23 protein-coding genes are annotated in these 23,157 nt (G+C 58.6%); 10 read left to right on the top strand and 13 right to left on the bottom strand.

Annotated features, from left to right (window positions below):
* The first annotated feature begins 88 nt into the window (after positions 1-88).
* The 3 genes from GPM19_RS06485 (at position 89) to GPM19_RS06495 (ending at position 2,797) form a co-directional block, all read left to right on the top strand.
* Positions 89-391: a hypothetical protein gene (locus tag GPM19_RS06485; protein ID WP_160418116.1), complete on the top strand. Its 303-nt coding sequence runs from the start codon at positions 89-91 to the stop codon at positions 389-391.
* A gap of 386 nt (positions 392-777) precedes the next feature.
* The gene (locus GPM19_RS06490; RefSeq protein ID WP_160418117.1) at positions 778-1,803 is read left to right on the top strand and encodes a serine hydrolase domain-containing protein; all 1,026 of its coding nucleotides are present in this window, start codon (positions 778-780) and stop codon (positions 1,801-1,803) included.
* 79 nt (positions 1,804-1,882) lie between these two features.
* Positions 1,883-2,797: a YihY/virulence factor BrkB family protein gene (locus GPM19_RS06495; protein ID WP_160418119.1), complete on the top strand. Its 915-nt coding sequence runs from the start codon at positions 1,883-1,885 to the stop codon at positions 2,795-2,797.
* On the opposite strand, the gene GPM19_RS06500 is transcribed toward GPM19_RS06495, so the two are convergent.
* From GPM19_RS06500 to GPM19_RS06525, 6 genes are all read right to left on the bottom strand, one after another.
* Positions 2,785-3,234, bottom strand: coding sequence for a tellurite resistance TerB family protein (locus tag GPM19_RS06500; protein ID WP_160418121.1), 450 nt, complete (start codon positions 3,232-3,234; stop codon positions 2,785-2,787). The genes GPM19_RS06495 and GPM19_RS06500 overlap by 13 nt on opposite strands.
* Before the next feature lie 47 nt (positions 3,235-3,281).
* Complete coding sequence (locus tag GPM19_RS06505; protein ID WP_160418123.1) at positions 3,282-3,806, bottom strand: DUF1269 domain-containing protein; 525 nt, start codon at positions 3,804-3,806, stop codon at positions 3,282-3,284.
* A gap of 127 nt (positions 3,807-3,933) precedes the next feature.
* Positions 3,934-4,929, bottom strand: a complete 996-nt coding sequence (gene yejK / locus GPM19_RS06510; RefSeq protein WP_160418125.1) for a nucleoid-associated protein YejK — start codon at positions 4,927-4,929, stop codon at positions 3,934-3,936.
* 49 nt (positions 4,930-4,978) lie between these two features.
* Complete coding sequence (locus GPM19_RS06515) at positions 4,979-5,740, bottom strand: ABC transporter permease (protein WP_160418127.1); 762 nt, start codon at positions 5,738-5,740, stop codon at positions 4,979-4,981.
* The gene (locus GPM19_RS06520) at positions 5,740-6,687 is read right to left on the bottom strand and encodes an ABC transporter ATP-binding protein (protein ID WP_160418128.1); all 948 of its coding nucleotides are present in this window, start codon (positions 6,685-6,687) and stop codon (positions 5,740-5,742) included. The genes GPM19_RS06515 and GPM19_RS06520 overlap by 1 nt, the downstream gene beginning before the upstream one ends.
* 84 nt (positions 6,688-6,771) lie before the next feature.
* Entirely contained in the window at positions 6,772-7,050 is a 279-nt protein-coding gene (locus GPM19_RS06525; RefSeq protein ID WP_160418130.1) for a peptidylprolyl isomerase, read from the bottom strand.
* A gap of 188 nt (positions 7,051-7,238) precedes the next feature.
* Between GPM19_RS06525 and GPM19_RS06530 the strand changes: the two genes are divergently transcribed.
* On the top strand, positions 7,239-8,432 hold the full coding sequence (locus GPM19_RS06530; RefSeq protein ID WP_160418131.1) for an NnrS family protein: 1,194 nt from the start codon (positions 7,239-7,241) through the stop codon (positions 8,430-8,432).
* A gap of 38 nt (positions 8,433-8,470) precedes the next feature.
* Here the strand turns inward: GPM19_RS06530 and moaB are convergent, their stop codons facing one another.
* Positions 8,471-9,061 (bottom strand): molybdenum cofactor biosynthesis protein B, encoded by a 591-nt coding sequence (gene moaB, locus GPM19_RS06535; protein ID WP_160418133.1) that lies wholly within the window; start codon positions 9,059-9,061, stop codon positions 8,471-8,473.
* The gene (locus tag GPM19_RS06540; RefSeq protein ID WP_160418135.1) at positions 9,058-9,390 is read right to left on the bottom strand and encodes a DUF1244 domain-containing protein; all 333 of its coding nucleotides are present in this window, start codon (positions 9,388-9,390) and stop codon (positions 9,058-9,060) included. The genes moaB and GPM19_RS06540 overlap by 4 nt, the downstream gene beginning before the upstream one ends.
* 148 nt (positions 9,391-9,538) lie before the next feature.
* On the opposite strand from GPM19_RS06540, the gene mobA reads away from it, so the two are divergent.
* Positions 9,539-10,147, top strand: a complete 609-nt coding sequence (gene mobA, locus GPM19_RS06545; RefSeq protein WP_160418137.1) for a molybdenum cofactor guanylyltransferase MobA — start codon at positions 9,539-9,541, stop codon at positions 10,145-10,147.
* On the opposite strand, the gene GPM19_RS06550 is transcribed toward mobA, so the two are convergent.
* Positions 10,144-11,424 (bottom strand): MgtC/SapB family protein, encoded by a 1,281-nt coding sequence (locus GPM19_RS06550; protein WP_160418139.1) that lies wholly within the window; start codon positions 11,422-11,424, stop codon positions 10,144-10,146. The genes mobA and GPM19_RS06550 overlap by 4 nt on opposite strands.
* Positions 11,425-11,627: 203 nt before the next feature.
* On the opposite strand from GPM19_RS06550, the gene ftsH reads away from it, so the two are divergent.
* Together ftsH and GPM19_RS06560 are read left to right on the top strand one after the other, a co-directional pair.
* On the top strand, positions 11,628-13,556 hold the full coding sequence (ftsH, locus tag GPM19_RS06555; protein WP_160418140.1) for an ATP-dependent zinc metalloprotease FtsH: 1,929 nt from the start codon (positions 11,628-11,630) through the stop codon (positions 13,554-13,556).
* Positions 13,557-13,810: 254 nt separating this feature from the next.
* On the top strand, positions 13,811-16,816 hold the full coding sequence (locus GPM19_RS06560; RefSeq protein WP_227842227.1) for a bifunctional diguanylate cyclase/phosphodiesterase: 3,006 nt from the start codon (positions 13,811-13,813) through the stop codon (positions 16,814-16,816).
* Here GPM19_RS06560 and GPM19_RS06565 read toward each other — a convergent pair.
* Positions 16,777-17,865 carry a CobW family GTP-binding protein gene (locus GPM19_RS06565; protein WP_202114730.1) on the bottom strand — a complete coding sequence of 363 codons (1,089 nt, stop codon included), beginning with the start codon at positions 17,863-17,865 and terminating at the stop codon, positions 16,777-16,779. The two genes, GPM19_RS06560 and GPM19_RS06565, sit on opposite strands and share 40 nt — an antisense overlap.
* A 129-nt stretch (positions 17,866-17,994) precedes the next feature.
* On the opposite strand from GPM19_RS06565, the gene ilvD reads away from it, so the two are divergent.
* Both ilvD and GPM19_RS06575 read left to right on the top strand, forming a co-directional pair.
* The gene (ilvD, locus tag GPM19_RS06570) at positions 17,995-19,701 is read left to right on the top strand and encodes a dihydroxy-acid dehydratase (protein WP_160418142.1); all 1,707 of its coding nucleotides are present in this window, start codon (positions 17,995-17,997) and stop codon (positions 19,699-19,701) included.
* A 312-nt stretch (positions 19,702-20,013) separates the two neighbouring features.
* Positions 20,014-20,928, top strand: coding sequence for a hypothetical protein (locus GPM19_RS06575; RefSeq protein ID WP_160418144.1), 915 nt, complete (start codon positions 20,014-20,016; stop codon positions 20,926-20,928).
* A gap of 50 nt (positions 20,929-20,978) precedes the next feature.
* On the opposite strand, the gene GPM19_RS06580 is transcribed toward GPM19_RS06575, so the two are convergent.
* Positions 20,979-21,956, bottom strand: coding sequence for a ribose-phosphate diphosphokinase (locus tag GPM19_RS06580; protein WP_202114731.1), 978 nt, complete (start codon positions 21,954-21,956; stop codon positions 20,979-20,981).
* Between the two features lie 122 nt (positions 21,957-22,078).
* Between GPM19_RS06580 and GPM19_RS06585 the strand changes: the two genes are divergently transcribed.
* The gene (locus tag GPM19_RS06585) at positions 22,079-22,405 is read left to right on the top strand and encodes a hypothetical protein (RefSeq protein WP_227842254.1); all 327 of its coding nucleotides are present in this window, start codon (positions 22,079-22,081) and stop codon (positions 22,403-22,405) included.
* A gap of 27 nt (positions 22,406-22,432) precedes the next feature.
* On the opposite strand, the gene hmuQ is transcribed toward GPM19_RS06585, so the two are convergent.
* Both hmuQ and GPM19_RS06595 read right to left on the bottom strand, forming a co-directional pair.
* On the bottom strand, positions 22,433-22,735 hold the full coding sequence (hmuQ, locus tag GPM19_RS06590; protein ID WP_160418146.1) for a heme-degrading protein HmuQ: 303 nt from the start codon (positions 22,733-22,735) through the stop codon (positions 22,433-22,435).
* Between the two features lie 97 nt (positions 22,736-22,832).
* Positions 22,833-23,105, bottom strand: a complete 273-nt coding sequence (locus tag GPM19_RS06595) for a GIY-YIG nuclease family protein (protein ID WP_160418147.1) — start codon at positions 23,103-23,105, stop codon at positions 22,833-22,835.
* Positions 23,106-23,157: the final 52 nt, after the last annotated feature.

Here is a 23,157-nt window from a genome sequence, read left to right on the forward strand (position 1 = left end):
TAACGACTTTAGTCTGAGTACGACTTTGGTTTATAATGCGTCGCAGCAACCTATTTTTACCAGGGGCTTCCCCCAGGAGATCATCTCCATGTCTTACGATATTTCGACCGTCCACCTGCAACGCAGCCTTCGCCAATGCCTGTCCACCATGGCGGCACTACTTTACGACCACGGCCATGTGCTGGAAAGCATCACTCTGCCTCACCGCGGGCTGGACCAACGCGAGCTTAGCTCCTTAGGTGCCGCTTCGCGCCAATGGAAAGCTTGCCAGCAAGTGCTGGAAAGCAGCGAAGCCGCCACCTACAACGAGCACGAGCGCTTCGTATTGACCCATCTGGGCCGTGAGTTGATGTTCGATATGTTCGGCCAAGGCGCCGCTGATTGTGCCTGAGGGCAAACAGGCGCTTATTTAATCGCTCGATGAAGCGCCCCACGGCCGGGACTTCATCTTGGTGGCGACCGTGGGAGTTCATCAGGTCTTTATCCAGCGCTAGCGCAATCCCAGCAGGGAAAGGATAAACAACACAACCACGATCAACCCGATGATGTAGATAATATTACGCATAGCGAAACTCCTTGCTTTATTAGCCTACAGGGGATGGCTTGGCGCAATACCGGCCAACGCTTTCAGCCTAACAGCCCTTCCAGCAACTTGCCTGAATTCCGGCCTCTGCGGCCTGAGTGGTTCTTCACTTTTCTTTTGAGCGTGCGCACCGCGGGGAACCTTGCCTCCTGGCAGAGCTCGAACATGGGTGCCCTCAATCAAGGAATGATGTCATGCGCCTTGCTCGCCTGGGCCAAATACCCGGTTTGATGATACTACTGTTCAGCACCCAGGTTTTGGCTGCACCGCCAAGCGTTAGCACGCTGGTTGCCATGAGCACCGCAGCGCAGCGTCTTGAGCCGCTTCACAACATCGTGGTCGCCCATCAGGGTGAGATCATCCATGAGCACCATCAGAGCGGGCCGACTGTCGACCAGCCCGTCAACATCAAGTCGCTTTCCAAAACCGTGCTTGCCGCCCTGGTGGGCGCCGCCATCGAAGAAGGCATCATCCAATCGGTGGAACAACCGGTGGTCGATCTGCTCGGCTCTCTGGTTCCGGCGGATGCCGACCCCAAGGTCGAGGAGATCAGCGTGAGGCATCTTCTTTCGATGCAGGCGGGGCTCGAGCGCACCTCCGGGGACAATTACAGCGCCTGGGTCGCCAGCCGCAATTGGGTGGCGTATGTACTCAGCCGTCCTTTCGAAGACGAGCCCGGCGGCATCATGCTCTACTCCACCGGCTCCAGCCACCTGCTTTCCGTCTCCCTGACCCAAGCCAGTGGTGAATCCACCCTGGCGCTTGCAAGGCGCTTGCTGGGCGAGCCGCTGGATATCAGGATTCCCGCCTGGCCGCGCGACCCTCAAGGCATCTATTTCGGCGGTAACAACATGCGGCTTTCCCCGCTGGCGCTGATCCAGATCGGTGAGCTTTATCGCAACAATGGCCGCGTCGATGACCAAAGAGTACTACCGGAAGGCTGGGTCGAGACCTCCTGGAAGTCGCGCGGCACCTCGAAATGGACCGGGCATGGTTACGGCTACGGCTGGTTCAGCACCCGGATCGCCGATGAATTGGTCTACTACGGGCGTGGATTCGGTGGCCAGGCGCTGTATGTGGTGCCATCACGCGACTTGACGGTTGTCATCACCTCGAACCCCCACCCGCCGTCGCCGGGCAGAGGCTTTCAAGGCAAGCTCAATCGCCTGATGGATATCCTGCTGACGGAACAAACCCAGGTGGAGGAAGACACGCCCTAGAGTCGAGAAAGAGCTGTAGACAGGATCCAGCCCAGAGGGGACACTGGTAGCGAGCCCGCGCGCAAACAGATGAGTCCCCATGCAGCACACCCGCTTTTGGAGCACGACCCTCTTGCCTCAGCTGGCGCATTTTACCTGGCGTGTGCTGTGCGCCTTTGTGCGTAACCGCGGCATTTTGCTCGCCGGTGGCGTGGGCTACAACGTGATGCTTTCAATAGTGCCCCTTCTGGCGCTTCTCGGTGTACTGCTGACCCATATCGTCGACGAACAACAGCTGCTCGGCGTGATCGCGATCCAGGCGCAGCACCTGACACCGGCACATGGCGATATCCTGATCGATGCAGTGCGCGCCCTGCTCGATTCTCGCGAGGCCATCGGAAACTTCGGGATCGTGGTACTGCTGGTGTTCAGCTCCTTCGCCTTTCGCATGCTCGAAGATGCCATGGGGATCATCTTCCACCAACCCGACAACCCCATCCGGCGCAGTGCCTGGGTATCGGCGCTACTGCCTTACGCTTTCATGCTGGTGCTGGGCAGCGGAATTCTCAGCCTGACACTGCTGGTCTCGGCGACAAGCGCCATCAATGAACTGTTACTGGTGATCTTCGGCCATGGCCTGCCCTTGGCGGGCCTCTCGGTATCGCTGCTTAACCTGCTCAGTTTTGTCGGTGTTTTCGTGCTGTTCAGCGGCATTTACAAGGTGTTGCCGGTGGTACGCATCTCGCTACACCGTGCGGTGGTGGGAGGGTTCGTCGCAGCGTTGTTGTGGGAAGGCGTGCGCCTGTTGTTGATTTTCTACTTTGCCCAGGTGTCATTCGTCAATGCCGTCTACGGCTCGTTGGCGACCTTGATCGTGGTATTACTCAGCCTGGAGGTAGGCGCCATCATCTTGCTGCTGGGCGGCCAGGTTATCGCTGAGCTTGAGCACAGCCACCGGGTGGGCGTGGCCTGGCACATCGACCCACGCCGGGCGGTGGTGACTCACGTCGACTGACGTTCTTCTTCCACGCTCAGCTTGGTACGGATGAAATCACTGTGCCCGACATGCAACAGATCCGCCAGGCGACGGATACGGTGCTCCTCCAGCGAGTCGACCTTGCCGTCGGCCCAGGCCAGCTGCCACATCAACCTGACCAGTTCCACACGCTGTTCATAGCCGTAATGCTCCTTGATCAGGCTGACGAACTGATAATGATCCACGGCGTCTTCGACTTCCTGTCGCGCCAGCTCCATCAGCTCGTCCACCGCCGTGTCGCCAAGATGATAACGCTCTCGAAGCAGGTGCCTCAGGGTGGAAAGCTCCGCCTCACTGACCTGATGGTCGGCGCGCATCACCTCGCAGAGAAGCGCGGCGGAGGCCAGTTCCAGTGTGAAGGCACTTTCCGGCTCGGCCAAGCTACGCTGGAAAAACTGCTGAATGGCATCAAGCATCTATCGGATCTCCATTGGGGTAGGATTCTTGGACCAGCAAGCCTGGGTCAGCGGCCCTGGCCCAAGTGCGCTTTCTTTTCTCGGGAAGTCACTTTATCGATCACCACTTCGGGATGATGGCGGCGAATCACCGCTCGATAGTCACCTTCGCGGTCATCGGGAACATCCGCCATCATCAGCATGGCGCCGCCCTTGATGGGTTTCTCGAACTCGCTGATCTTGACGTCATGCACCGAAACACCCAGCATCGTACTGGTCCAGACCCCGAACAGCGCGCCGAAAATCGTCATGCCCACCAGCATCCAGACCAAGTTGGTGCCTTCGAGTATGTAATGGATGACAAGACCCAATACCGCGCCTATCGCCCCCCCTATCACCAGGCCGCGCTTAGACGCATTGGCGACATCGGTGGTCTGGATAAGCGTGGCAGTCGGCACGCCTTCCTTTTCCAGCGGTCTCCAATCCTTGCCCAGAACATGCAAGTGGTCCTTGGTCAAGCCCATGGCATTGAGCTCATTGGCGATATTGGACGTGGTTTCCTTGTCGGGGATCAGAAAATACAGACGTTGCATGGCCTCTTACTCCTTATCCTGCCACGCCGAGGCGTGGCCCAAGATGATCTTGTTGTTCTTTGTAGAGCAAGCCCTCTGAGGACAAACCTCCTGCTGGATGGTTTACATTCATATCAGCACGGCTCGATCAACGCCGTTTAAGCTGATCACGCAACTGGGTTGGAACCTTCTTGATGATCAGCCGATCCTGCGCTTCGTCATACTCGATGCTTGAGCCTAGCAAGTGCGAATCGAAGCTGATCGAGACGCCGCCGGCGCGCCCTGTAAAACGCCGAAACTGGTTCAACGTACGCTTGTCGGGCGGGATCTCCTCTGCCAAACCATAGTCGGCATTACGGATGTGATCAAAAAACGCCTTGGGCTTTTGCTCGTCGACCAGCCCGGAAAGCTCTTCAAGAGTGATCGGCTCGCCACGGCGCAACTGCTCATCGGCATAGCCTACCAGGGCGTCGGTTTTTTCACGGCTGGCCGCGTCGTCGAAGTCTTCCTGCTCCACGTAGTCGCTGAAGGCCTTGAGCAAGGTGCGGGTTTCGCTGGGCGCATCGATACCTTCTTCCATTCCCAGAAGCTCGGCCATCGCCTCGGCGAGTTTCTTGCCGCCACGATCCTTGAGAAACGACACATACTGGGCCTCAGGGGCCGCGTTTTGCCATTGCGTCAGGTTGATGCGTGCCGCCAGGGTCAGCTGGCCGAGATTGAGCTGTGCGGCGGGCACCGCCGTGTGGCTGTCGTCGATACCGATACCGTGGCGCTGGTGCACAAGCGCCAGGCTCAGGGTTTCGGTTTCGCCTTGGCGTGCATGGCCGAATATCAGATAACCCCCCACGGCAAGACGCTCTTCAAGCACCCGGCACAGCCGCTCGCCGATCTCATGGCTGAGCTGGGAAAAGTCCTGGTCACCGGCCAGATAAGCGGCCAACCAACCGGAAAACGGGCTCGCGCCCTCGCCTTCCACGAAGCGACCCCAGCCCTTGGGCTTGGTGTTGTAGGCATCGCTGACCGCCGCCATCAAGTCATCCATCACGGCACTCGAGGGATGCGCCTGCGGCGCGGCGTGGAGTTTCAAACGATCGCCTTCAGCGCTGGGCTCAAGGCGATGCACTATGCTTTGCAGTAACGGCATGACTCACTCGGCTAGAACGAACGGTAGGTGGGCAAGAACGGACGGTGGCTTACGGCTTGAGGCGATAGCCGGTGCGAAATATCCAGCTGATCAGTGCCAGGCACACGCCCAGAAACAGCAGAATCATGGCCACACTGGCCGCCAGGCTGACATCGCTGGTGCCATAGAAGCTCCAGCGAAAACCACTGATCAAGTAGAGCACCGGGTTGAACAGAGTCACGCCTTGCCAGAACGGCGGCAGCATGTCGATGGAATAGAAGCTGCCCCCCAGAAACGTCAGGGGAGTGATCACCAACAGTGGCACCAGCTGCAGTTTATCGAAACCGTCGGCCCAGATGCCGATGATGAAGCCCAATAGACTAAAGGTGATCGCGGTGAGCACCAGAAACGTCATCATCCACAGCGGATGCGCGATCTCCAACGGCACGAAGAAGCCGGCGGTGGCGAGTATGATCAAGCCCAATACCACCGACTTGGTCGCCGCCGCCCCGACATAGCCGATCACGATTTCCAGATAGGAGATGGGGGCCGACAGCAGCTCGTAGACGCTTCCCGAAAACTTGGGAAAGAAAATGCCGAAAGAAGCATTCGAGACACTCTGGGTCAGCAGCATCAGCATGATCAGGCCGGGCACGATGAAAGCCCCGTAACTGATGCCATCGATCTCGCTGATTCGTGACCCGATAGCCGCCCCGAACACCACGAAATACAACGAGGTGGAAATGACCGGCGAGACAATGCTCTGTAACAGGGTGCGCCGGGTACGCGAAAGTTCCGCCATGTAAATGGCACGAACGGGATAGAGGTTCATCAACGCTCCTTGACCAGGTCGACGAAGATATCTTCCAGTGAGCTCTGGCGGGTATGCAAATCCTTGAAGACGAGACCGGCGGCCTCAACGTCGGCCAGAAGCGCAGAAATAGTACTGCTTTCCTGGCCTTCCGCACCGCCGGTCCGAGAGGCATCGTAAGTGTAGATCAGCTCGCTGCCATTGGCGGCAAGTTGCAGGTCATAGGCGGCAAGAGCCAGCGGCACGCTATCCAGCGGCTCGTGCAGGTGCAGGGCCAGCTGCTTACTGCCCAGCTTGCGCATCAGGGCGGCCTTATCTTCCACCAGCACGATTTCACCGTTGTTGATGACGCCAATACGGTCGGCCATTTCCTCGGCCTCTTCAATGTAATGCGTAGTGAGAATAATGGTTACCCCGCTTTCGCGCAGCTGACGCACCACATCCCACATCTCACGGCGCAGCCCGACATCCACGCCGGCGGTGGGCTCATCCAGAAACAGAATGCGCGGCTCATGAGACAGCGCCTTGGCAATCAGCACCCGGCGCTTCATACCCCCGGAAAGCGTGATCAGGCGATTATGGCGTTTGTCCCACAGGGTGAGCGATTTGAGTACGCGTTCGATATGCTCCGGATCGGGCGGCTTGCCGAACAGTCCGCGGCTGAAATTGACGGTGTTCCAGACCGTTTCGAAGGCCTCGTTGGTCAATTCCTGCGGCACCAGGCCGATACGTGAGCGCGCCTCTCGGTAATCGGCCTGGTTATCGAAGCCGTCCACCACTACCTGACCGCTCGTGGCATTGACCAGCCCGCATATCACGCTAATCAGAGTTGTCTTGCCTGCGCCATTGGGGCCGAGCAGGGCAAATATTTCGCCCCGCTGAATGTCCAGGTCAATCTGTTTGAGCGCCTGGAAGCCTCCCTCGTAGATCTTGTTGAGGGCACTGACACGGATGATTGGTTCGCTCAAGACAAACTCCCATCGACCGCGGCGAAACCGCCACGGTCGAGTAGTGTAGTGGTGCAGGAAACGCTTACCGCTCTCCGACTAGCGTCAAGTACGGCTGGTGACTTCCAGCAAGTGATAACCGAATTGCGTCTTCACCGGGCCTTGAACCTGGTTCAGGTCGGCGCTGAATACCACCTTATCGAACTCCGGCACCATCTGACCGGGGCCGAAGGAACCCAATTCACCGCCCTGCTGGCCGGAGGGGCAAGATGAGTGCTGCTTGGCCACCTCGGCGAAGTCCTTGCCGCTCTCGATCTCTTGCTTGAGGGCGATACATTTGTCTTCGCTGTCTACCAGAATGTGACGTGCGCTGGCCTTTGCCATGGGATGCTCCTGTGTTTAGTTACGTGATCGTTTTACGAGAAAGGGCTAACAACTACTCCCCAAGCTTACCATGCAAATCGGCTGGAATTCGGCCTGACGTTGCTTTGGATTTGTTGATGCTCGTCATGGTCCTCAGGCCTTAACTAGGTCACCATGGCGATACCTTACTGAATCACTCGGGTATCGCCATGCAAGCTCCTTTCCGATTCGCTCAAGTTCCCCTGCTGGGTTTGGCATTTCGCCCCTTCTTCTTGCTGGGTGCCGCCTTTAGCATTATCTCGCTACTGATATGGCTGGCCTTCTGGCACGGCATCATCTGGTTACGCCCTTATGGCGGGTTGGTGTGGTGGCACCAGCACGAAATGATTTTCGGTTTTGCAGCGGCCATTATTGTCGGCTTTTTGCTCTCGGCGGTACAAAACTGGACAGGCAAACGCAGCCTGCATGGCGGTCCCCTGCTTGGCCTGGTGTCGGTGTGGCTAGCTGCGCGCCTATTGCTGGCATTTCCCATGGGCATACCCGCCGCTTGGCTTATCGCTCTGGATGTCGCCTTCTTGCCTCTGGCCGCTGTGGTCGTGGGGACCCTGGTGGTTTCAGCCAAGCGTTGGCGCAACCTGATCTTCCTGCCGGTACTCACGCTTCTGGCCTTGGCCAATCTGGCTATGCACCTGGGTTGGATATGGGGGGATGCCACCCTCATTCGCGAGGCCGCTTACCTGGCTGTGCTGTTGATTGGCCTGCTGATGGTAGTACTCGGCGGGCGCGTAATTCCTTTCTTCACCTCACTCAAGCTGGGCCGCACACAAGTGGCAGGCCTGCCGCGGCTGGAAGCCGCGACGCTAGCCAGCACCGCCCTGGTCGTAGTCTTGCAAGCGTTAGTAGTGGTCAGTGTGCCGGTGCCCGCTGTCTTGCTCGCGGCGCTCTTGCTGGTCGCTGCCGTTACCAACGGCATTCGCCTGGCACGCTGGGAGAGCCTGCGCACCCGACATGAAGCGCTTCTGTGGGGGCTTCACCTGAGTTATGCCTTTATCGTGATCGGGCTGGGCATGTGGGCGCTGGCACTGCTGGACGCATGGCGGGTGGAACTGGCCGTCCATGCGCTGACCATCGGCGCCATCGGCGCCATGATGCTGGCAATGATCTCGCGAGTTTCCCTAGGCCATACCGGGCGCCCGATACGCACCTTGCCGGGCATCGGCTGGGCATTGGCTCTCTTGTTCCTCGCCGCCGTGCTACGCGCTCCTCTTCTGGCAGTGATGCCGCAACTGAGCCACTGGGTTTACAGCATCAGTATTCTGGCCTGGTGTATGGCTTATGGTATTTTTCTGGTGCATTACACTTGGCCGCTCGTTACCCCACGAAAGGATGGCAAAGAAGGGTAGGGTGAGTTTCAACCACCCCTGAACCACACAAGCCATCTTCATCCCCCGGCAACGGGACGGCCCGAGGATTTCCGAGCATCACCGCCAGGGCTCTCTCCCTGTGACGTCCAGTCATGTCGGCCACGCTCGGGAATCACCAGGTTGGCAAAATTACACGGCTTATGGCGACTATCCAGCTGCGTCAACAGAATGCCATCCCAGGCAGTGCGGCAGGCACCGGTGGAACCCGGCAGGCAGAACACCACGGTGGCATTGGCAAGCCCCCCCAGGCAGCGGCTCTGAATGGTGGAGCTGGCCACTTCCTGGTACGACAGCTGACGAAACAACTCACCAAACCCCTGGATCTGCTTGTCGAGCAACACTGCTACTGCTTCCGGTGTGGAGTCACGCCCGGTAAAGCCAGTCCCCCCGGTGGTCAACACTACCTGCACTTGAGGGTCGGCGATCCATCCGGCGACCACGGCCCGAATCCGGTAGACGTCATCGGGCACAATGCGCTTTTCCACCAGCTGATGCCCGGCAGCGGTTAGCCGCTCGACAAGCACCTGGCCGCTGCGGTCTGTGTCTTCGGTACGCGTATCGGAAATGGTGAGTACCACGACGTTGAGCGTATCCATCGGCTCGGTCATTGCGTCTGCTCCTGTTCCTGGGCGGCTTTTCGCGTTTGGCGATCCTCGAAGGCAGCCAGTTGCTCCGGAGTGGCTTTCTGTTGGTGGTTGTCTTTCCATTCAGCGTAAGGCATACCGTAGACATGCTCACGCGCGGCATCGTAATCCAGGTCGGCACCGCGTTCATCGGCGGCGCTCACCAACCACTTGGAAAGGCAGTTACGACAGAAATCCGCCAGGATCATCAAGTCGATGTTCTGCACTTCCTTGTGCTCGTCGAGATGCTGGAGCAAGCGACGAAAGGCGGCGGCTTCAAGCTCGGTACGGGTGGCGTCGTCAAGATGCTGCATGGAAAATCTCCCGCTGTTTAGATGGCAAATAGGTGTGGCAATCAGATTGCACTCAGCTTAACAAAAGACACAGGAGCGACCACCATGATAGTTGTCTCAGCTATTGTTCAGACACTTGTTCATCTCGCATTCACCTGGAGGCGCATCGATGATTTCCCGCGCTGAGCTGACCGGTCTGATTCTGGCCGGCGGCAAAGGCCGTCGTATGGGCGGTCGCGACAAGGGCCTCGAATTGCTCGCTGGTCAGCCGTTTGTGGCCCATGTGCAAAACCGCCTTGCCAATCATGTGAGCGAAGTGTTGATCAACGCCAATCGCAACCTTGAACGCTACGCCGACTTCGGCGACCGGGTGATCGTCGATAGCGAAGGCGGATTTCTAGGGCCGCTGATGGGCATTTATACCGGCCTCCGGGCCGCCTCTACCCCCTGGGTCGTGGTGACGCCCTGTGATAGCCCGGCGCTGCCCACGGACCTGGTGGCTCGCTTGGTAAACGGCATTGGCGAGAACGACATCGCCGTGGCCGATGACGGCGAGCGCCTGCATCCGGTGGTGGCACTGATTCGCACCACCCTGGCCGATGACCTCGAACAGGTCCTTAGCCAAGGTGAGCGCAAGGTCGAACGCTGGCAGGCGCGCCACGCCTGGTGCCGAGTGGATATGTCAGATTGCGCCGAGGCGTTTACCAACCTTAACAGCGAAGCCGACAAACGCAGGTTGTCGTTGAAAGAGGCAGGGGCAACGTTCACGAACATCTAAACCAGCCAAGCCATCAACAACCCTACCGCAAGCGACAGCAGCATGGGCAAGGCCACACGCCTGCCCAGCTGGTAAGTGCCGACGAACGTGGACAGCCCTGTCTTGAACAGGTTATTGGCTGAGGCAGCGATCACGATGCCCAGTACTGCCGTCCCTCCCTCTATGGTGGTCAGCGACATACGCGATAATGACAGGGTGATGGGGGCCACATCAGCAAGTCCGGACGTGGCAGCCAGCAGATAGACGCCGGTTTGACCCAATACCTCCCGTAGCCACTCTCCCAGTACCAGAATCAACGCCAGCAGCGCGCCGAGCAGTAAGGCAATGCGCAGCTCCAGGGGGTTCTGGGTCAGGGTAGGCCTATCCACCTTGAGCTTACGATGCTGGGTGCGCCAGATAAAAAATGCCGGCATATACAGGGCCAGCCCCATCAGTAGAACAGGAGGCGTCAACGTGGGTAACAGGGCGGGGTTGATCAAGACGGTATAAAGTAAAATGCGCGGAAACATGGTGCCGCAGGCTAGCAAGATGCCTACTGCCAACATCGGTTCCAGATCAGGGTTCCGGCGCGACTGGCGCGCGTACTGCAAGGTCAAGGCGGTGGATGAACTGAGACCGGCAAACAGGCCAGTGAATAGAATGCCTTTTTCGGTGCCCCCGAGGCGGATGGCGAAATAGCCGACAAAGGAAATCGAGGCGACCAGCACCACCAGCCACCAGATATGATAAGGATTAAGCACCCCGCCCGGGCCCATGTTCTCGTCCGGCAACAATGGCAACATCACCACGCTGATCAAGAGTAGCTTGAGCCCCGCATCAAGTTCATGCGACTGCAATTTGTACAACAAACCGTGAATTTCTCGCTTATTGTCGAGAATCACAGCGGTAATCACCGCGCAGGCCGTGGCCAAGACAAGGTCGATCGCCACCGCAATAGCGCCGAAGCAGAAGGTCAGTAACAACCCTATCATGCCAGTAATGCTGTAATTTTGAGTTTCGACTGCATGCGCTCGCCATGCCACCAGACTAATCCCGGCCACCGCTAAAAAAATCAGCGGAAAGGCCCAGGGAGTGAGCGCTTGCGAAAGCAGCGCGGCAATTCCCCCCAGCAGTCCCACCAACGCATGGGTACGAATACCCGCTACTCGCTGCCCGGCTTTCTGTTCGCGAGCCACCCAGCCACGCTCGATCCCGATTAAGGTGCCCAACAACAAGGCCACGACCAAGCGAATGGCGGTCTCGTTGGTGGCAAAAAATTGCTGTGTGATGTCATCCATGAGGTGCTGCTCGCTAGGTGGCAGTGGCTGTTTTATGCCAAGGTAACAAGGTGTTCCGTGCAAGATGGGCCTACGCTGGAGGTAGTCTTCCAGTAAATACACAGCGTTGCCAGCATCGCCGCTGCCTGCAATGGCTAAATTGCCTCGCAGTGGCATGTCAAAGAAAACACACACCATCCTATTCAACAACCACGGGGGTTGCCATGTCCGAAACCGACCGCAGAACCTCATCGTCTCCAACGGATTCACGCTCAGAAAAGCGGGAAGAAAAGCGCTCACCTTTCCAGAATGAACCCACAGGCGCCGGAAATCAGTGGCTGCTATTCCTTTGGCTAACGCTGGGTATTTTCCTGGTATTCAATTACTTCGATGCCGCCGAACAGCAGAGCCAGGTGGAACTCACCTATTCGGAGTTTCTTGACGCTGTGGATGCCGGCCACATCGCGGAGGTTACTTTACATGGCCAGGACGTGGAGGGAAGCTTCAGCGAAGCCGGCCGGGAAGCCCGCGAGGCCGAAGAGGTCGAAACCTTCGAGACTATCCGCCCGGATGTCGAAAGCACCCGCCTGCTGGAGCGCCTGGAGACCAATGGCATCGAGATAGCCGCCAGGCCAGTCGACCCGCCTTGGTGGCAGCGCATGCTGATGGGGGTATTGCCGTGGGTGCTGTTTCTCGGGTTGCTGTTCTGGTTCTGGAATCGAATGCAGCAACGCGCCATGTCGGGGGGTGGCGGCATTTTCAGCATGGGGAAATCCAAGGCGCGCCAAGTGCGCAGCGAAGACAGCAAGGTACGCCTGGATGACGTGGCCGGCTCGGAAAACGCCAAGCAGGATGTCATTGAGGTGATCGATTTTCTCAAGCACCCGCAACGCTTTCGCGCGTTGGGTGCCAAGATCCCCCGCGGCTTGCTGTTGATGGGCCCACCCGGCACCGGCAAGACCCTGATGGCCAAGGCGGTGGCCGGCGAGGCCGAAGTCCCTTTCTTCAACATCAGTGGCTCGGAGTTTATCGAAATGTTCGTGGGTGTCGGCGCCTCCAGGGTGCGCGACATGTTCCAGAAAGCCAAGGAACAGTCCCCCTCCGTGATTTTCATCGACGAGCTGGACTCCATCGGTCGTTCACGCGGAACGGGCATGGGGGGCGGCCATGACGAACGCGAACAGACATTGAACCAGATTCTCGCCGAGATGGACGGCTTCGAGGAAGGCGAGTCGGTAGTCGTGCTGGCGGCCACCAACCGTCCGGATGTGCTGGATTCGGCACTGCTGCGTCCAGGGCGTTTCGACCGCAAGATCACTCTTGAAAACCCTCACCGCGATGCTCGCCGCGAGATAATGGAAGTGCATACCCGCAAGATGCCACTAAGCGATGACGTCGACCTGGAGCGTCTGGCCGAGATGACCACTGGCTTCTCCGGGGCGGACCTGGCCAACCTGGCCAACGAAGCAGCTCTGCTGGCAGGGCGCCGTGAACAGAAGGAAGTCGACTGGAAGTGCTTTTCCGATGCTCGCGACCGGCTGTTACTGGGCGAGGCCAAGGACGTCGGGCTCTCAAATGAAGAGCGTCATCTCGTGGCCTACCATGAATCCGGCCATGCCCTGCTGGCTTATCTGCTACCCCATGCCGACCCGCTCGAGAAGATGTCCGTGCTACCGCGCGGGCGTTCGCTAGGTGTGACAGCCCAAGTGCCCGATGAAGACCGCTACAACTATCAGGAGTCTTATCTACGCGACCGTCTCACGGTGATGTTCGGCGGACGCTTGGCGGAGTCGGTGGTCTTCGAGGAAACCAGTAGCGGCGCGGAAGACGATTTGCAGCAAGCCACCCAATTGGCGCGGCGCATGGTGGCGCGCTGGGGGATGAACCAACGAGTGGGGCCGATGATGTGCGCTCAAAGCCAGGATCACCTTTTCCTGGGCAAGGAAATGGCGCAACAGCGCGAACATAGTGAAGAGACCGCCAATCTGGTCGACGAGGAGATTCGAGGCCTGCTGCAGGAAGTGGAAGAGCATGGCCGTGAATTGCTCAAGCAGCATCGTAAGGCACTGGACGCGCTCGCTTCAGCGCTGGAAAAACATGAAACCCTAGATGCCGAAAAAATCCACGAAATACTGCATAAAAACACGGCATAAAAACACGGCATAAACACAGAGGTTAATTCGCTTGAGTACTGGTCAGCTGTGCTGCTGCCGGCTGGCCAGGTTAAATAGCCGGGAATCAATACGGTGGTTCAACACAGCTTAACGTTAATTTACGTTTTATCTTGATACCATGCATGAGGTTTACCGTTTAAATAAGGCTTAATGATCACATGCGTTGGTTCGAAGCCATCCATACTCAAATACCCACTACTTCATATCAGTCATATAGACGCCGCGCGATTGCCATGTATGTACTGGCACTCCTGATGATGACCACCATGCTGGGCTGGGTATTGAGTGATCAATATCAACGCGATATTCAGGCGGGGCGTGAGAAGGGTGCAGTGCGTGCGGAGCTAGTCGCCGAATGGGTGAGCAATGTATTCATGGTGAATGAATACACCCTGGTGGGTATATCCCATCTATTGGGAGCACCGGGACAGTCGCTATTTTCTCTTTCAAACGATATCGCCCGGCGTATTGAAACCTTTCTGGCGACACGACGCGACAGCGTGCCGATTCTGGAAGAGCTGGGACTGGTCGATACCCACGGTCGGGTCATCCTTTCTTCCAGTTCGCTGCACTCAGCTGGTTACGATATCAGTGACCTGCCCTTCTTTAAGGCGTTCGCACAAGACTCAAGGCGTGATCAACTGGTGTCGCCCTTGGTTTGGTCCGTTCAAGATCAACGTCATTATATTATCCACCTACACCGCTTACGCGGCCTGGAAGGTCACACCGAGGGCTTTAGTGTCGCCTGGATCGACCCCGTCGTGTTCCATGACACACTCAAAGGTCTGGGAAGAGCTCCGGGTGAAAATATCACTCTCCTCGATAATCAAATGCAGCTGATCGCGCACCATCCCGAATCGGCGGATAGCTTGAATGCAAGCACCCTAGGGGTATCCCTCCACAGATCGTTTACTCCGGCATTTATCGAAAGCAAGGAGCAGCCGACAAGCTTGCGTATGGCATCCCCGTTTGACGGCAAAGACAAGCTTTACTGGCTGCAACAGGTCAATGGGCTGCCCTTCATCGTAGTGGTAGGCGAGGACCTTCAAGGGTTGTTGAGTAACTGGCTGCAACGCCTATGGGTACTGGTCAGTATCGCCTTGCTCTTGGCGTTATTGGGTGGCTTGGTGCTGCGCCACTACATGGGACGTTTAAGCTTGGAAGAAACACTGAGTCAGCGCATGGCCGAGCGTGAACAGGCGCGCCATCGAGCCCGCACCCGAGCCGCTCGGCTCCAGGCCCTAGTCAGCTCGATACAGGACATGGTTTTCGTCTTTGACCAAGCGGGTCGCTTTACTTATGTGCATGCGGCTGCTCAAGAACGGCTAGCGCTCGATCCCGAGGCGGCACTCGGGCAACATTACCGCGACGTTCTGCCAAGGTCGGTCGCTGACCGGTTCGCCGAAGTGTCCGCTCGGGTGCGTCACACGGAAACGTCCGAAGAATTCGAGTATTCCCTGCGTATCGGGCGAGAAACGCGCGCCTTTCATTCGGTTGTCAGCCCGCTGAAGGATGCCGCCAATGCCTTTAGCGGGGTCTTGGCGGTGGTCCGCGATGTGACCCAGGCCAAGGCCAACGAAGCTCAGTTGAGAATCGCAGCGACGGCCTTCGAGACTCATCTGGGCATGATGGTCACTGACGTCCACGGCAATATTCTCAAGGTCAACAGTACCTTTACCAGAGTCACCGGCTATCACCAGGACGAGGTAATGGGTCGTAACCCTCGAATGCTCAGTTCGGGACATCATGACAAAGACTTTTACCGCAAACTGTGGCAAGGCGTCGTGAAAAACGGCAGCTGGCAAGGGGAAATATGGAACCGGCGCAAGAACGGCGAAGTGTTTCCCGAGTGGCTGACCATCAGTGCCGTGCACAATGCCAAAGGTGCGCTGACCAACTATGTAGCAACGCTGAGCGATATTACCGAACGCAAGGCTGCCGAACAGGAAATCCATCAGTTAGCCTTCTATGACACCCTGACCGGGCTTGCCAACCGCAGGCTGCTTCAGGAGCGCCTGAGTCATGTCGTCCAGAGCAGCTGCCCACCCAAGAAATCTTGTGCCGCCTTGTTATTCATTGACCTGGATAATTTCAAGCAAGTCAACGATACCCTGGGCCCCTATGCGGGTGACCAGCTGCTGCAACACATAGCCCGAGAGCTTGACCAGGTGCTGGATGACAACGACACCTTGGCGCGCCTGGGCGGCGATGAATTCGCCGTATTGGCGCACAACTTGGGAAGTACCCTGGAAAATGGGGGGGCACTGGCCGAGCGCTTGGCTCTCAAACTGCTCGCCGTTCTACAACGCCCTATTTCTCTGGGAAGCGAGTCGCTCACCATTACGGGAAGTATCGGTATTACCTTGGTATGCGGAAGCAATGCCACCAAGAATGAAGTACTCCAGCAAGCCGATATGGCACTGTTTCAGGCCAAGGAAGCCGGCCGCAATACCTTGCGCTTTTTCGACACTGAGATGCAGTTGCGCCTGCAGAATCGGGCACGACTAGAAGCCGATTTGCGCAAGGCGTTACCCAATAACGAACTGGTGCTCTACTACCAGGCACAAGTTAATGCCGCCGGCATCCCCACTGGTTATGAAGCTTTACTGCGCTGGATACATCCCGTGCGTGGCATGGTTTCGCCGGGCGAGTTTATCCCCTTGGCCGAGGAAAACCGGCTGATTATCGAGATAGGTGCCTGGGTGCTGGAAACTGCGTGTCATCAATTGGTGGTCTGGGCCGACAACCCTGCCACGGCAAAGCTTACCGTGGCGGTCAACATCAGTCCGGTGCAATTTCACGAGCCGGATTTCGTCGAGCGAGTCATGCAAATTCTCGAACGTACCGGCGCCTCTCCTCAGCGTCTCAAACTCGAGCTGACCGAGGGCCTGCTTGTCGAAGCACAGCAGCAGGCCCGCGAAAAGATGTTGCGCCTGAAACAGACCGGCTTGAGCTTTTCATTGGATGATTTCGGCACTGGTTATTCATCGCTTGCCTATCTCACTCAATTACCCCTGGACCAGCTCAAGATCGATCAATATTTCGTACGGCATCTGTTGGATGACCTTGCCAATGCGGTCATCGTCGAAAGCACTATCGGGCTGGCTCATAGCCTGGGACTGGAGGTTATCGCCGAAGGCGTGGAAACCGAGGCCCAGCGAGTCTGGTTGACCGAGCATCACTGCCACGTCTTCCAGGGTTACTTGTTTGCACGCCCGCTTCCGGTCGAGGCGCTGTGATCGCGACAGGCCTCGAGCCCGTCGGCCAAACTCTCGGCACCAGGTAAAGCTTGCGGCGGAGCGATGATTTCCAGGCGTGAGTCCTGACGCCAGGCGCTGCTTTGCATGTGCATGGCGCCCTCGGCACGGTTGAGAAGCTTCCAGCCATCGTGGGTATGCAGGATGCCCTTGATGCGTACCTCTCGAGGAAAGGCGCTGATTTGCGCGGTGAGCTGATCAAGATCGAAGCATTCCTCAGGGTGCCAACGCCAGCTCAGGCTGGTATAACCCAGGGCGCTGCCGGTCTCATGCTGAGGCTTGCCCAACGGGGGCGGCCTATCCACGACGGCGGCGAAAACGTCATCCAACATGGCGGGCGACGCAGGGACATGCAATGCCTGATGCGAGGCCGGCCTGGAAGGGCTTGGTACCGTCGAGGCATGGCGGTTTTTCAGCGGTTCGTTTTTCAACTGTTCGCTTTTCAACAACAAATCAATCGGCAAGGCGCCGTGAGGAGCCTCGATCAGCCATTTTTTCGGTGGCCAGTAGGCTTGCACCCGTTCACGAGCGGCCTGGCATTGCGCGGTACTGGCCTGGTCGGTCATGGTCAGCGCGACGGCATCGGCCATTTCCAGCTGGTCGCGGAAGGTCTCGTGTTCGCGCACCCGTTGTTCATCGAGTCGGCGCGGGTCGAGGGTGGCGATGATATCCTGAACCTCCAGCACCTCGGCAAACGCCTCGCCGCGCAGCATATCGAGCAGCCCGGCAGGGTGGCCGAGCCCGGAAGGTTCGATGATCAAACGATCCGGGCGATGGCGGTGTAGCAGGTTAACCAGGGTAGCCTGCATCACGAACGCCAGCTGGCAGCACAGGCAGCCGCCGGGCAGTCCTTTGACGACTACATCGTCGCGTTCGGTGAACATGGCCTGATCGATACCGATCTGTCCGAATTCATTGACCAGCACTGCCCAGCGTTCATCCACAGGCTTGTGTTCGATCAGGCTGTGGATAAGCGTGCTCTTGCCACTCCCCAGAAAACCGGTGATCAAGTGAGCGGGTGTCTTCTTCAAAATTAGCCTCCAGTCATGTTCATAAAGCGTACCACTATTAGCGACGACTAGCCGCTGCCTCTTGCCAGCGCGCCTCCAAGCGGCCACCCTTTGCTTCAGCCACTATTTCAACCCAACTGGAGCTCGCCCATGAGCGATTCGCCTACAGATCCCCGTCGTCGACATTCCGCCCCGGTAGTGGATGGTGTCGGCAAAGCCGCCAGTCGCGCCATGTTGCGTGCGGTGGGCTTCAAGGATGAGGACTTCACCAAGCCCCAGGTAGGCATTGCTTCCACCTGGAGCAATCTTACGCCCTGCAACAGCCATATCGATGAACTGGCAAGACAGGCGAGTGCCGGAGCCGATGCCGCCGGAGGCAAAGGAGTGATCTTCAACACCATCACCATATCCGATGGCATTGCCAACGGCACGGAAGGCATGAAGTATTCGCTGGTGTCGCGGGAGGTGATCTGTGATTCCATCGAGACAGTGGCCGGCTGTGAAGGTTTCGATGGCCTGGTCGCCATCGGCGGCTGCGACAAGAACATGCCGGGCTGCCTGATGGGTCTGGCACGACTTAACCGTCCTAGCGTGTTCGTCTATGGCGGCACCATCCTGCCCGGCAAGGGCCACACGGATATCGTCTCGGTATTCGAGGCAATGGGCGCTCACAGCCGCGGCGACCTCGACCTGATCGAACTCAAGCAGATAGAGGAAACGGCAATTCCCGGTCCTGGCGCCTGCGGTGGCATGTATACCGCCAATACCATGGCCTCGGCGATCGAGGCATTGGGCATGAGCCTACCGGGAAGCTCAGCGCAAAACGCTGTATCGCAAGCCAAGCACGACGACTGCCACGCCGCCGGGCAAGCGGTGCTGGCGCTGCTTGAACGTGACATCAAACCTTCCGACATCATGTCTCGCGAAGCCTTCGAAAATGCCGTCACCGTGGTGATTGCTCTGGGCGGCTCGACCAATGCGGTACTGCACCTGATCGCCATGGCCAATACCGTGGGGGTCGAACTCGATCTTGACGACTTCACCACCATCGGCAAACGCGTGCCGGTGCTCGCCGATCTGCGACCCAGCGGCCATTACATGATGAGCGAGCTGGTGGCGATTGGCGGCATTCAACCGCTGATGAAGATGCTGCTCGAAGCGGGCCTGCTACACGGCGACTGCCTGACGGTCACCGGCAAGACCCTGGCTGAAAACCTGGCCACAGTCGCCCCTTACCCCGACGACCAGACCATCATCGCGCCGCTTTCGGCACCCCTGAAAACCGAGAGTCACCTGCGTATTCTGTTCGGCAACCTGGCGCCAGAAGGGGCAGTGGCCAAGATCACCGGCAAGGAAGGTACACGCTTTTCCGGCACCGCCCGGGTCTTCAGTTCCGAAGAAGAGGCCCAGGCACGCATCAATGACGGCACCGTGGTCGCGGGCGATGTGGTGGTGATTCGTTACGAAGGTCCCAAGGGTGGCCCGGGGATGCGCGAGATGCTAACGCCAACCTCCGCCATCATGGGTCGGGGGCTGGGCAGTGAGGTGGCGTTGATTACCGATGGGCGTTTTTCCGGCGGTAGCCACGGCTTCGTGGTCGGGCATATCTCGCCGGAGGCCTTCGACGGCGGCCCCTTGGCTTTGGTGGAAGATGGCGACATGATCACCATCGATGCCAAGGTCAATACCATCGAGATCGACTTAAGCGACGAGCAAATGACCCGCCGCCGCGCGGCCTGGCAACAACCTGCGCCACGTTACACCCGCGGCGTGCTGGCCAAGTATGCCAAGACGGTAAGTTCGGCCTCGACCGGCGCGGTGACTGATATTGCTGATGGTCCTGAACTCAAGAAATAAGCACAGCGACTGACGGGGCGGGCTTGCCTGGCCCCGGGTCGTGGTGTTCATCAAGGATATCGACGGCTAGTGGATCGGGGTCGTATCGGCCGACCGGCTCTCTACCTTGGGCGATTGAGCTCAAGTCCGAGTTCGTCAGGAAGGTGTGGTACCCTCCCGCTAGATCGAAAGGGAGTCACTATGGCCAAGGATTCGCACCCTATCTCTGGCGCGACCGCAAACGACGTCTCACTTCGAGACAAGGTCGCGTTCCTGTCGAGTCCCCGGGCTTACCCCGGTTTCGAGGGCGAGGTCGATGTCAAGGAGACCCACATGGCCTGGGTCTTTCTGACAAAGGATCGGGTCTACAAGCTCAAGAAGCCTGTCGAGTACAATCATCGCGACTGTCATGTCCTGCGCGACCGCGAGTTTCTTTGCCACGAGGAGGTTCGTCTCAACCGTCGCCTGGCACCGGAGGTTTACTTGGGCGTGGCATCGCTGGGGCTGAATTCCGAGGGTCGGCTCAAGATCAATGGCGAGGGAGAGGTTGTCGACTGGCTGGTAGTGATGAGGCGACTGCCCGAGCATCTCATGCTGGATGTGGCGCTGTCGCAGGGTACCGTCACCAGGGCCCGGGCCACCCGGGTCGCCGAGCGGCTCTCCGTTTTCTATCAGGGCCTCGAGCCGGTCGAGATATCGATAGAAACCTACTTGGATCATTTCAAGCGCGAGCTCGACAGAAGCCGAGAAGTCATCGCTGATACGCGATTCTCGGTGACAAGGAATGGGGTGGCGCCGGTCATCAACCGCCTCGATCGCCTGCTCGCCGAAGAGCCTGACCTGCTGGGGGAGCGCGCGCATCAGGGGCGGATCGTCGAGGGACATGGTGATTTGCGCCCCGAGCATGTCTGCCTCACCGAGCCTCCCGTTGTCATCGATTGCCTCGAATTCAGCCGTCCTCTGCGGCTGGTGGATCCCTTCGACGAATTGAGCTTCCTGGGCCTCGAGTGCGACCGACTCGGGACAGCCTGGATTGGCAAGCTATTGGTCAACGACTGCGCCCGGACACTCGATGATCGGCCAGACAGGCGGTTGCTGGCCTTCTATAAGGCGTATCGTGCCTGTCTCAGAGCGCGCCTGTCGCTCGCTCACCTGCTCGAGCCAGATCCGCGCACCCCGGAAAAATGGGAACCGCAGGCCAGGGAATACCTGGCCTTGGGGCAGCAGGCCTGTCGTGAACTGGACTAGCAAAAAACCTGCCTGAATCCCCTGCCATTGGGGTGGGATAGTTACCGCCGTTACGCCGGACCCCCGAGCAGTTCGGTGAGTGAGCCATTCTCATGGGCGCGGCGGATTGCCTCGGCAAAGAGCGGGGCGGCGCTGACCACCTCGAGGTGTTGGCTGGCTACCTCGGCATCGAGGCGGGTTGGCGGGACGGTATCGGTAACGATAAGCTTACTCAGTTGGGGGTCGCTGACCACCCGGTCGGCATCGCCGACGAACAGGCCGTGGGCCGCCAGCCCGTATACCACCTTTGCTCCTCGGTCCAGGCATGCCTGGGCGGCGCGCAGCAGGGTACCTCCCGAACTGATCAAGTCATCCACGACCAGCACGGTGGCGCCTTCGACCCCACCGGTCAGCAGGGTGCCGCTGACCTTGCCCTCGCTGCGACGTTTCTCCATGTAGGCTGCACCGATCTCGCGATCCAGCATGGGCTCGAGCATTTCCCTGAAGCCCTGCGCCCGCTTCACGCCGCCCGGGTCGGGGGATGCCACTACCACCGGCCCGTCGCCACAGCGCTCGCGCATGTAATCGGCGAACAGACGACGCGTGTCGAGGGTGTGAGTGGGGCAGCGGAAGGCATTCTGGAAGGCCGCGGGATTGTGGACGTCGAGCGTCATGACGGCGTCGATGCCCATGGCTTCGAGAAGCATGGCGAGATAGCGAGAGGAAAGCGGGTCGCGTGACTTGGTCCGGCGGTCCTTGCGTGCATAGGCCATGTAGGGGATCACCGCGGTAACCCGCTGGGCGCCCGCGTCGCGGACGGCGCCCAGGAAGAACAGTAGCCGGCAAAGCCGCTCGTTGACCCCTTGCTCCGGGTCGCCATTGAGGCTCTGCAGCACATAGACGTCCTCGCCACGCACGCTTTCCAGCGGTCGCGCCTTGTGCTCGCCGTCCTTGAAGTCGCGCTCTTCGTGTTCGGCAAGCGAGATGCCCAGTGCCTGCGCCACTTTTTCGCCAAAAGGTCTACTGGCGTTGAGAGAAAATAGTTTCATACCTTCCAGCATAGACGCTGGCACAAGGATTTGACGAGGCTGAAGGTGAATTTTCGTCGTTGGGTATGAAATTCGCTCCCTGAGATGAACCAGGATATGACCTGTCACGACGTACCATTCCCCTGCCGGTTGCCCCCTTCTGGCCCGGCGATAAGGCCCAGCATCGCGCGTTTCGGGAAGTCGCCGGCAACCTGCGTGTCACTTTGACCCAGTTCGAGGAGCTGGAAGCCTTTGCCCGCTTTGTCGCCCGTCTGGATGACGTCACCCGGGCGCGCCTGAGCCGGGGCGCTGCGGTCCGGGCGGCATTGCGCCAGCCCGAGCGCGATCCGCCCCCCGCGCTGTCTGCGGCGTTGTTGCGCAGCCATATCTTTGCCAGTGTCTTTCGTGCCTTGGCGGAGGCCATGGTCACCGAAAATGCTGCGCAGGACTTGATCCCAAGGGCGCGGTAATTGAGGGGGCGGGCTTGCTCATCTCCCCTAAAGCACTACCTCAAAACCTTCGAATACCGGCGGGCCGAGATACACACCACTGGCGGCTTTGGCATTGGCATGGGCCTTGCGGAAGGATTCCGACTTGGTCCAGTCGATGAAAGCGGTTTCCGATTCCCAGATGCTATGTGAGGCAAACAGGGTGTGGTCTTCGTGGCTCGGTCCCTGCAACAGCTGGAAGCTCTTGAAACCCGGCACTTCATTCAGGTGTGAATCCCGGTTGCGCCAGATCTCGATGAATTCCTCTTCACGGCCGGGCGCAATACGAAAGCGATTCATGGCAATATACATAAGCAAGGTCTCTTCTGGATGGGTGAGTGTCGCTAAAGAGTGGGCTTTTCTTTTAGGCTCTTCAAGTCAGGCGCTTCAAGGCTTCCGGTTTCTCTTTCTATTCGGCGGAGCAAGCCTCGGGTGGCCAAGGCCAAGTATCGGCCCACAGACGTTTCTGTGTGGGTGTCTTGCGCTTGAGCTGGTATTCGGCGCGGCTAGCGCTGCTACGGCAAGCAAAAGGTTGCACGCCCAGAATCGCGCTGGGCGGGTTGGCCCGGGTGTAACGCGCGCCCTTTCCAGCTTGATGCGCGGCATAGCGCCTGAGCACATCGTTGGTGATGCCAGCGTAGGTATTGCCGCCTCGGCATTCCAGCAAGTAAAGATACCACATCGAAAAATGCCTTCTTATGCCGTTTAGGGTAAATCAAGCCTGCCCCTGAGCG

It is taken from the genome of Vreelandella zhuhanensis (genome assembly GCF_009793355.1).
GTDB lineage: Bacteria > Pseudomonadota > Gammaproteobacteria > Pseudomonadales > Halomonadaceae > Vreelandella > Vreelandella zhuhanensis.

Coding starts and splice junctions, on each gene's coding strand:
- GPM19_RS06515 (WP_160418127.1), bottom strand. CDS start 5,740: ATGAACCTCTATCCCGTTCGTGCCATTTACATGGCGGAACTTTCGCGT.
- mobA (WP_160418137.1), top strand. CDS start 9,539: ATGATTTCCCGCGCTGAGCTGACCGGTCTGATTCTGGCCGGCGGCAAA.
- GPM19_RS06500 (WP_160418121.1), bottom strand. CDS start 3,234: ATGCTTGATGCCATTCAGCAGTTTTTCCAGCGTAGCTTGGCCGAGCCG.
- yejK (WP_160418125.1), bottom strand. CDS start 4,929: ATGCCGTTACTGCAAAGCATAGTGCATCGCCTTGAGCCCAGCGCTGAA.
- GPM19_RS06550 (WP_160418139.1), bottom strand. CDS start 11,424: ATGGATGACATCACACAGCAATTTTTTGCCACCAACGAGACCGCCATT.
- GPM19_RS06505 (WP_160418123.1), bottom strand. CDS start 3,806: ATGCAACGTCTGTATTTTCTGATCCCCGACAAGGAAACCACGTCCAAT.
- ilvD (WP_160418142.1), top strand. CDS start 17,995: ATGAGCGATTCGCCTACAGATCCCCGTCGTCGACATTCCGCCCCGGTA.
- GPM19_RS06495 (WP_160418119.1), top strand. CDS start 1,883: ATGCAGCACACCCGCTTTTGGAGCACGACCCTCTTGCCTCAGCTGGCG.
- ftsH (WP_160418140.1), top strand. CDS start 11,628: ATGTCCGAAACCGACCGCAGAACCTCATCGTCTCCAACGGATTCACGC.
- moaB (WP_160418133.1), bottom strand. CDS start 9,061: ATGACCGAGCCGATGGATACGCTCAACGTCGTGGTACTCACCATTTCC.
- GPM19_RS06580 (WP_202114731.1), bottom strand. CDS start 21,956: ATGAAACTATTTTCTCTCAACGCCAGTAGACCTTTTGGCGAAAAAGTG.
- GPM19_RS06490 (WP_160418117.1), top strand. CDS start 778: ATGCGCCTTGCTCGCCTGGGCCAAATACCCGGTTTGATGATACTACTG.
- GPM19_RS06525 (WP_160418130.1), bottom strand. CDS start 7,050: ATGGCAAAGGCCAGCGCACGTCACATTCTGGTAGACAGCGAAGACAAA.
- hmuQ (WP_160418146.1), bottom strand. CDS start 22,735: ATGTATATTGCCATGAATCGCTTTCGTATTGCGCCCGGCCGTGAAGAG.
- GPM19_RS06595 (WP_160418147.1), bottom strand. CDS start 23,105: ATGTGGTATCTTTACTTGCTGGAATGCCGAGGCGGCAATACCTACGCT.
- GPM19_RS06530 (WP_160418131.1), top strand. CDS start 7,239: ATGCAAGCTCCTTTCCGATTCGCTCAAGTTCCCCTGCTGGGTTTGGCA.
- GPM19_RS06540 (WP_160418135.1), bottom strand. CDS start 9,390: ATGCAGCATCTTGACGACGCCACCCGTACCGAGCTTGAAGCCGCCGCC.
- GPM19_RS06560 (WP_227842227.1), top strand. CDS start 13,811: ATGTATGTACTGGCACTCCTGATGATGACCACCATGCTGGGCTGGGTA.
- GPM19_RS06575 (WP_160418144.1), top strand. CDS start 20,014: ATGGCCTGGGTCTTTCTGACAAAGGATCGGGTCTACAAGCTCAAGAAG.
- GPM19_RS06485 (WP_160418116.1), top strand. CDS start 89: ATGTCTTACGATATTTCGACCGTCCACCTGCAACGCAGCCTTCGCCAA.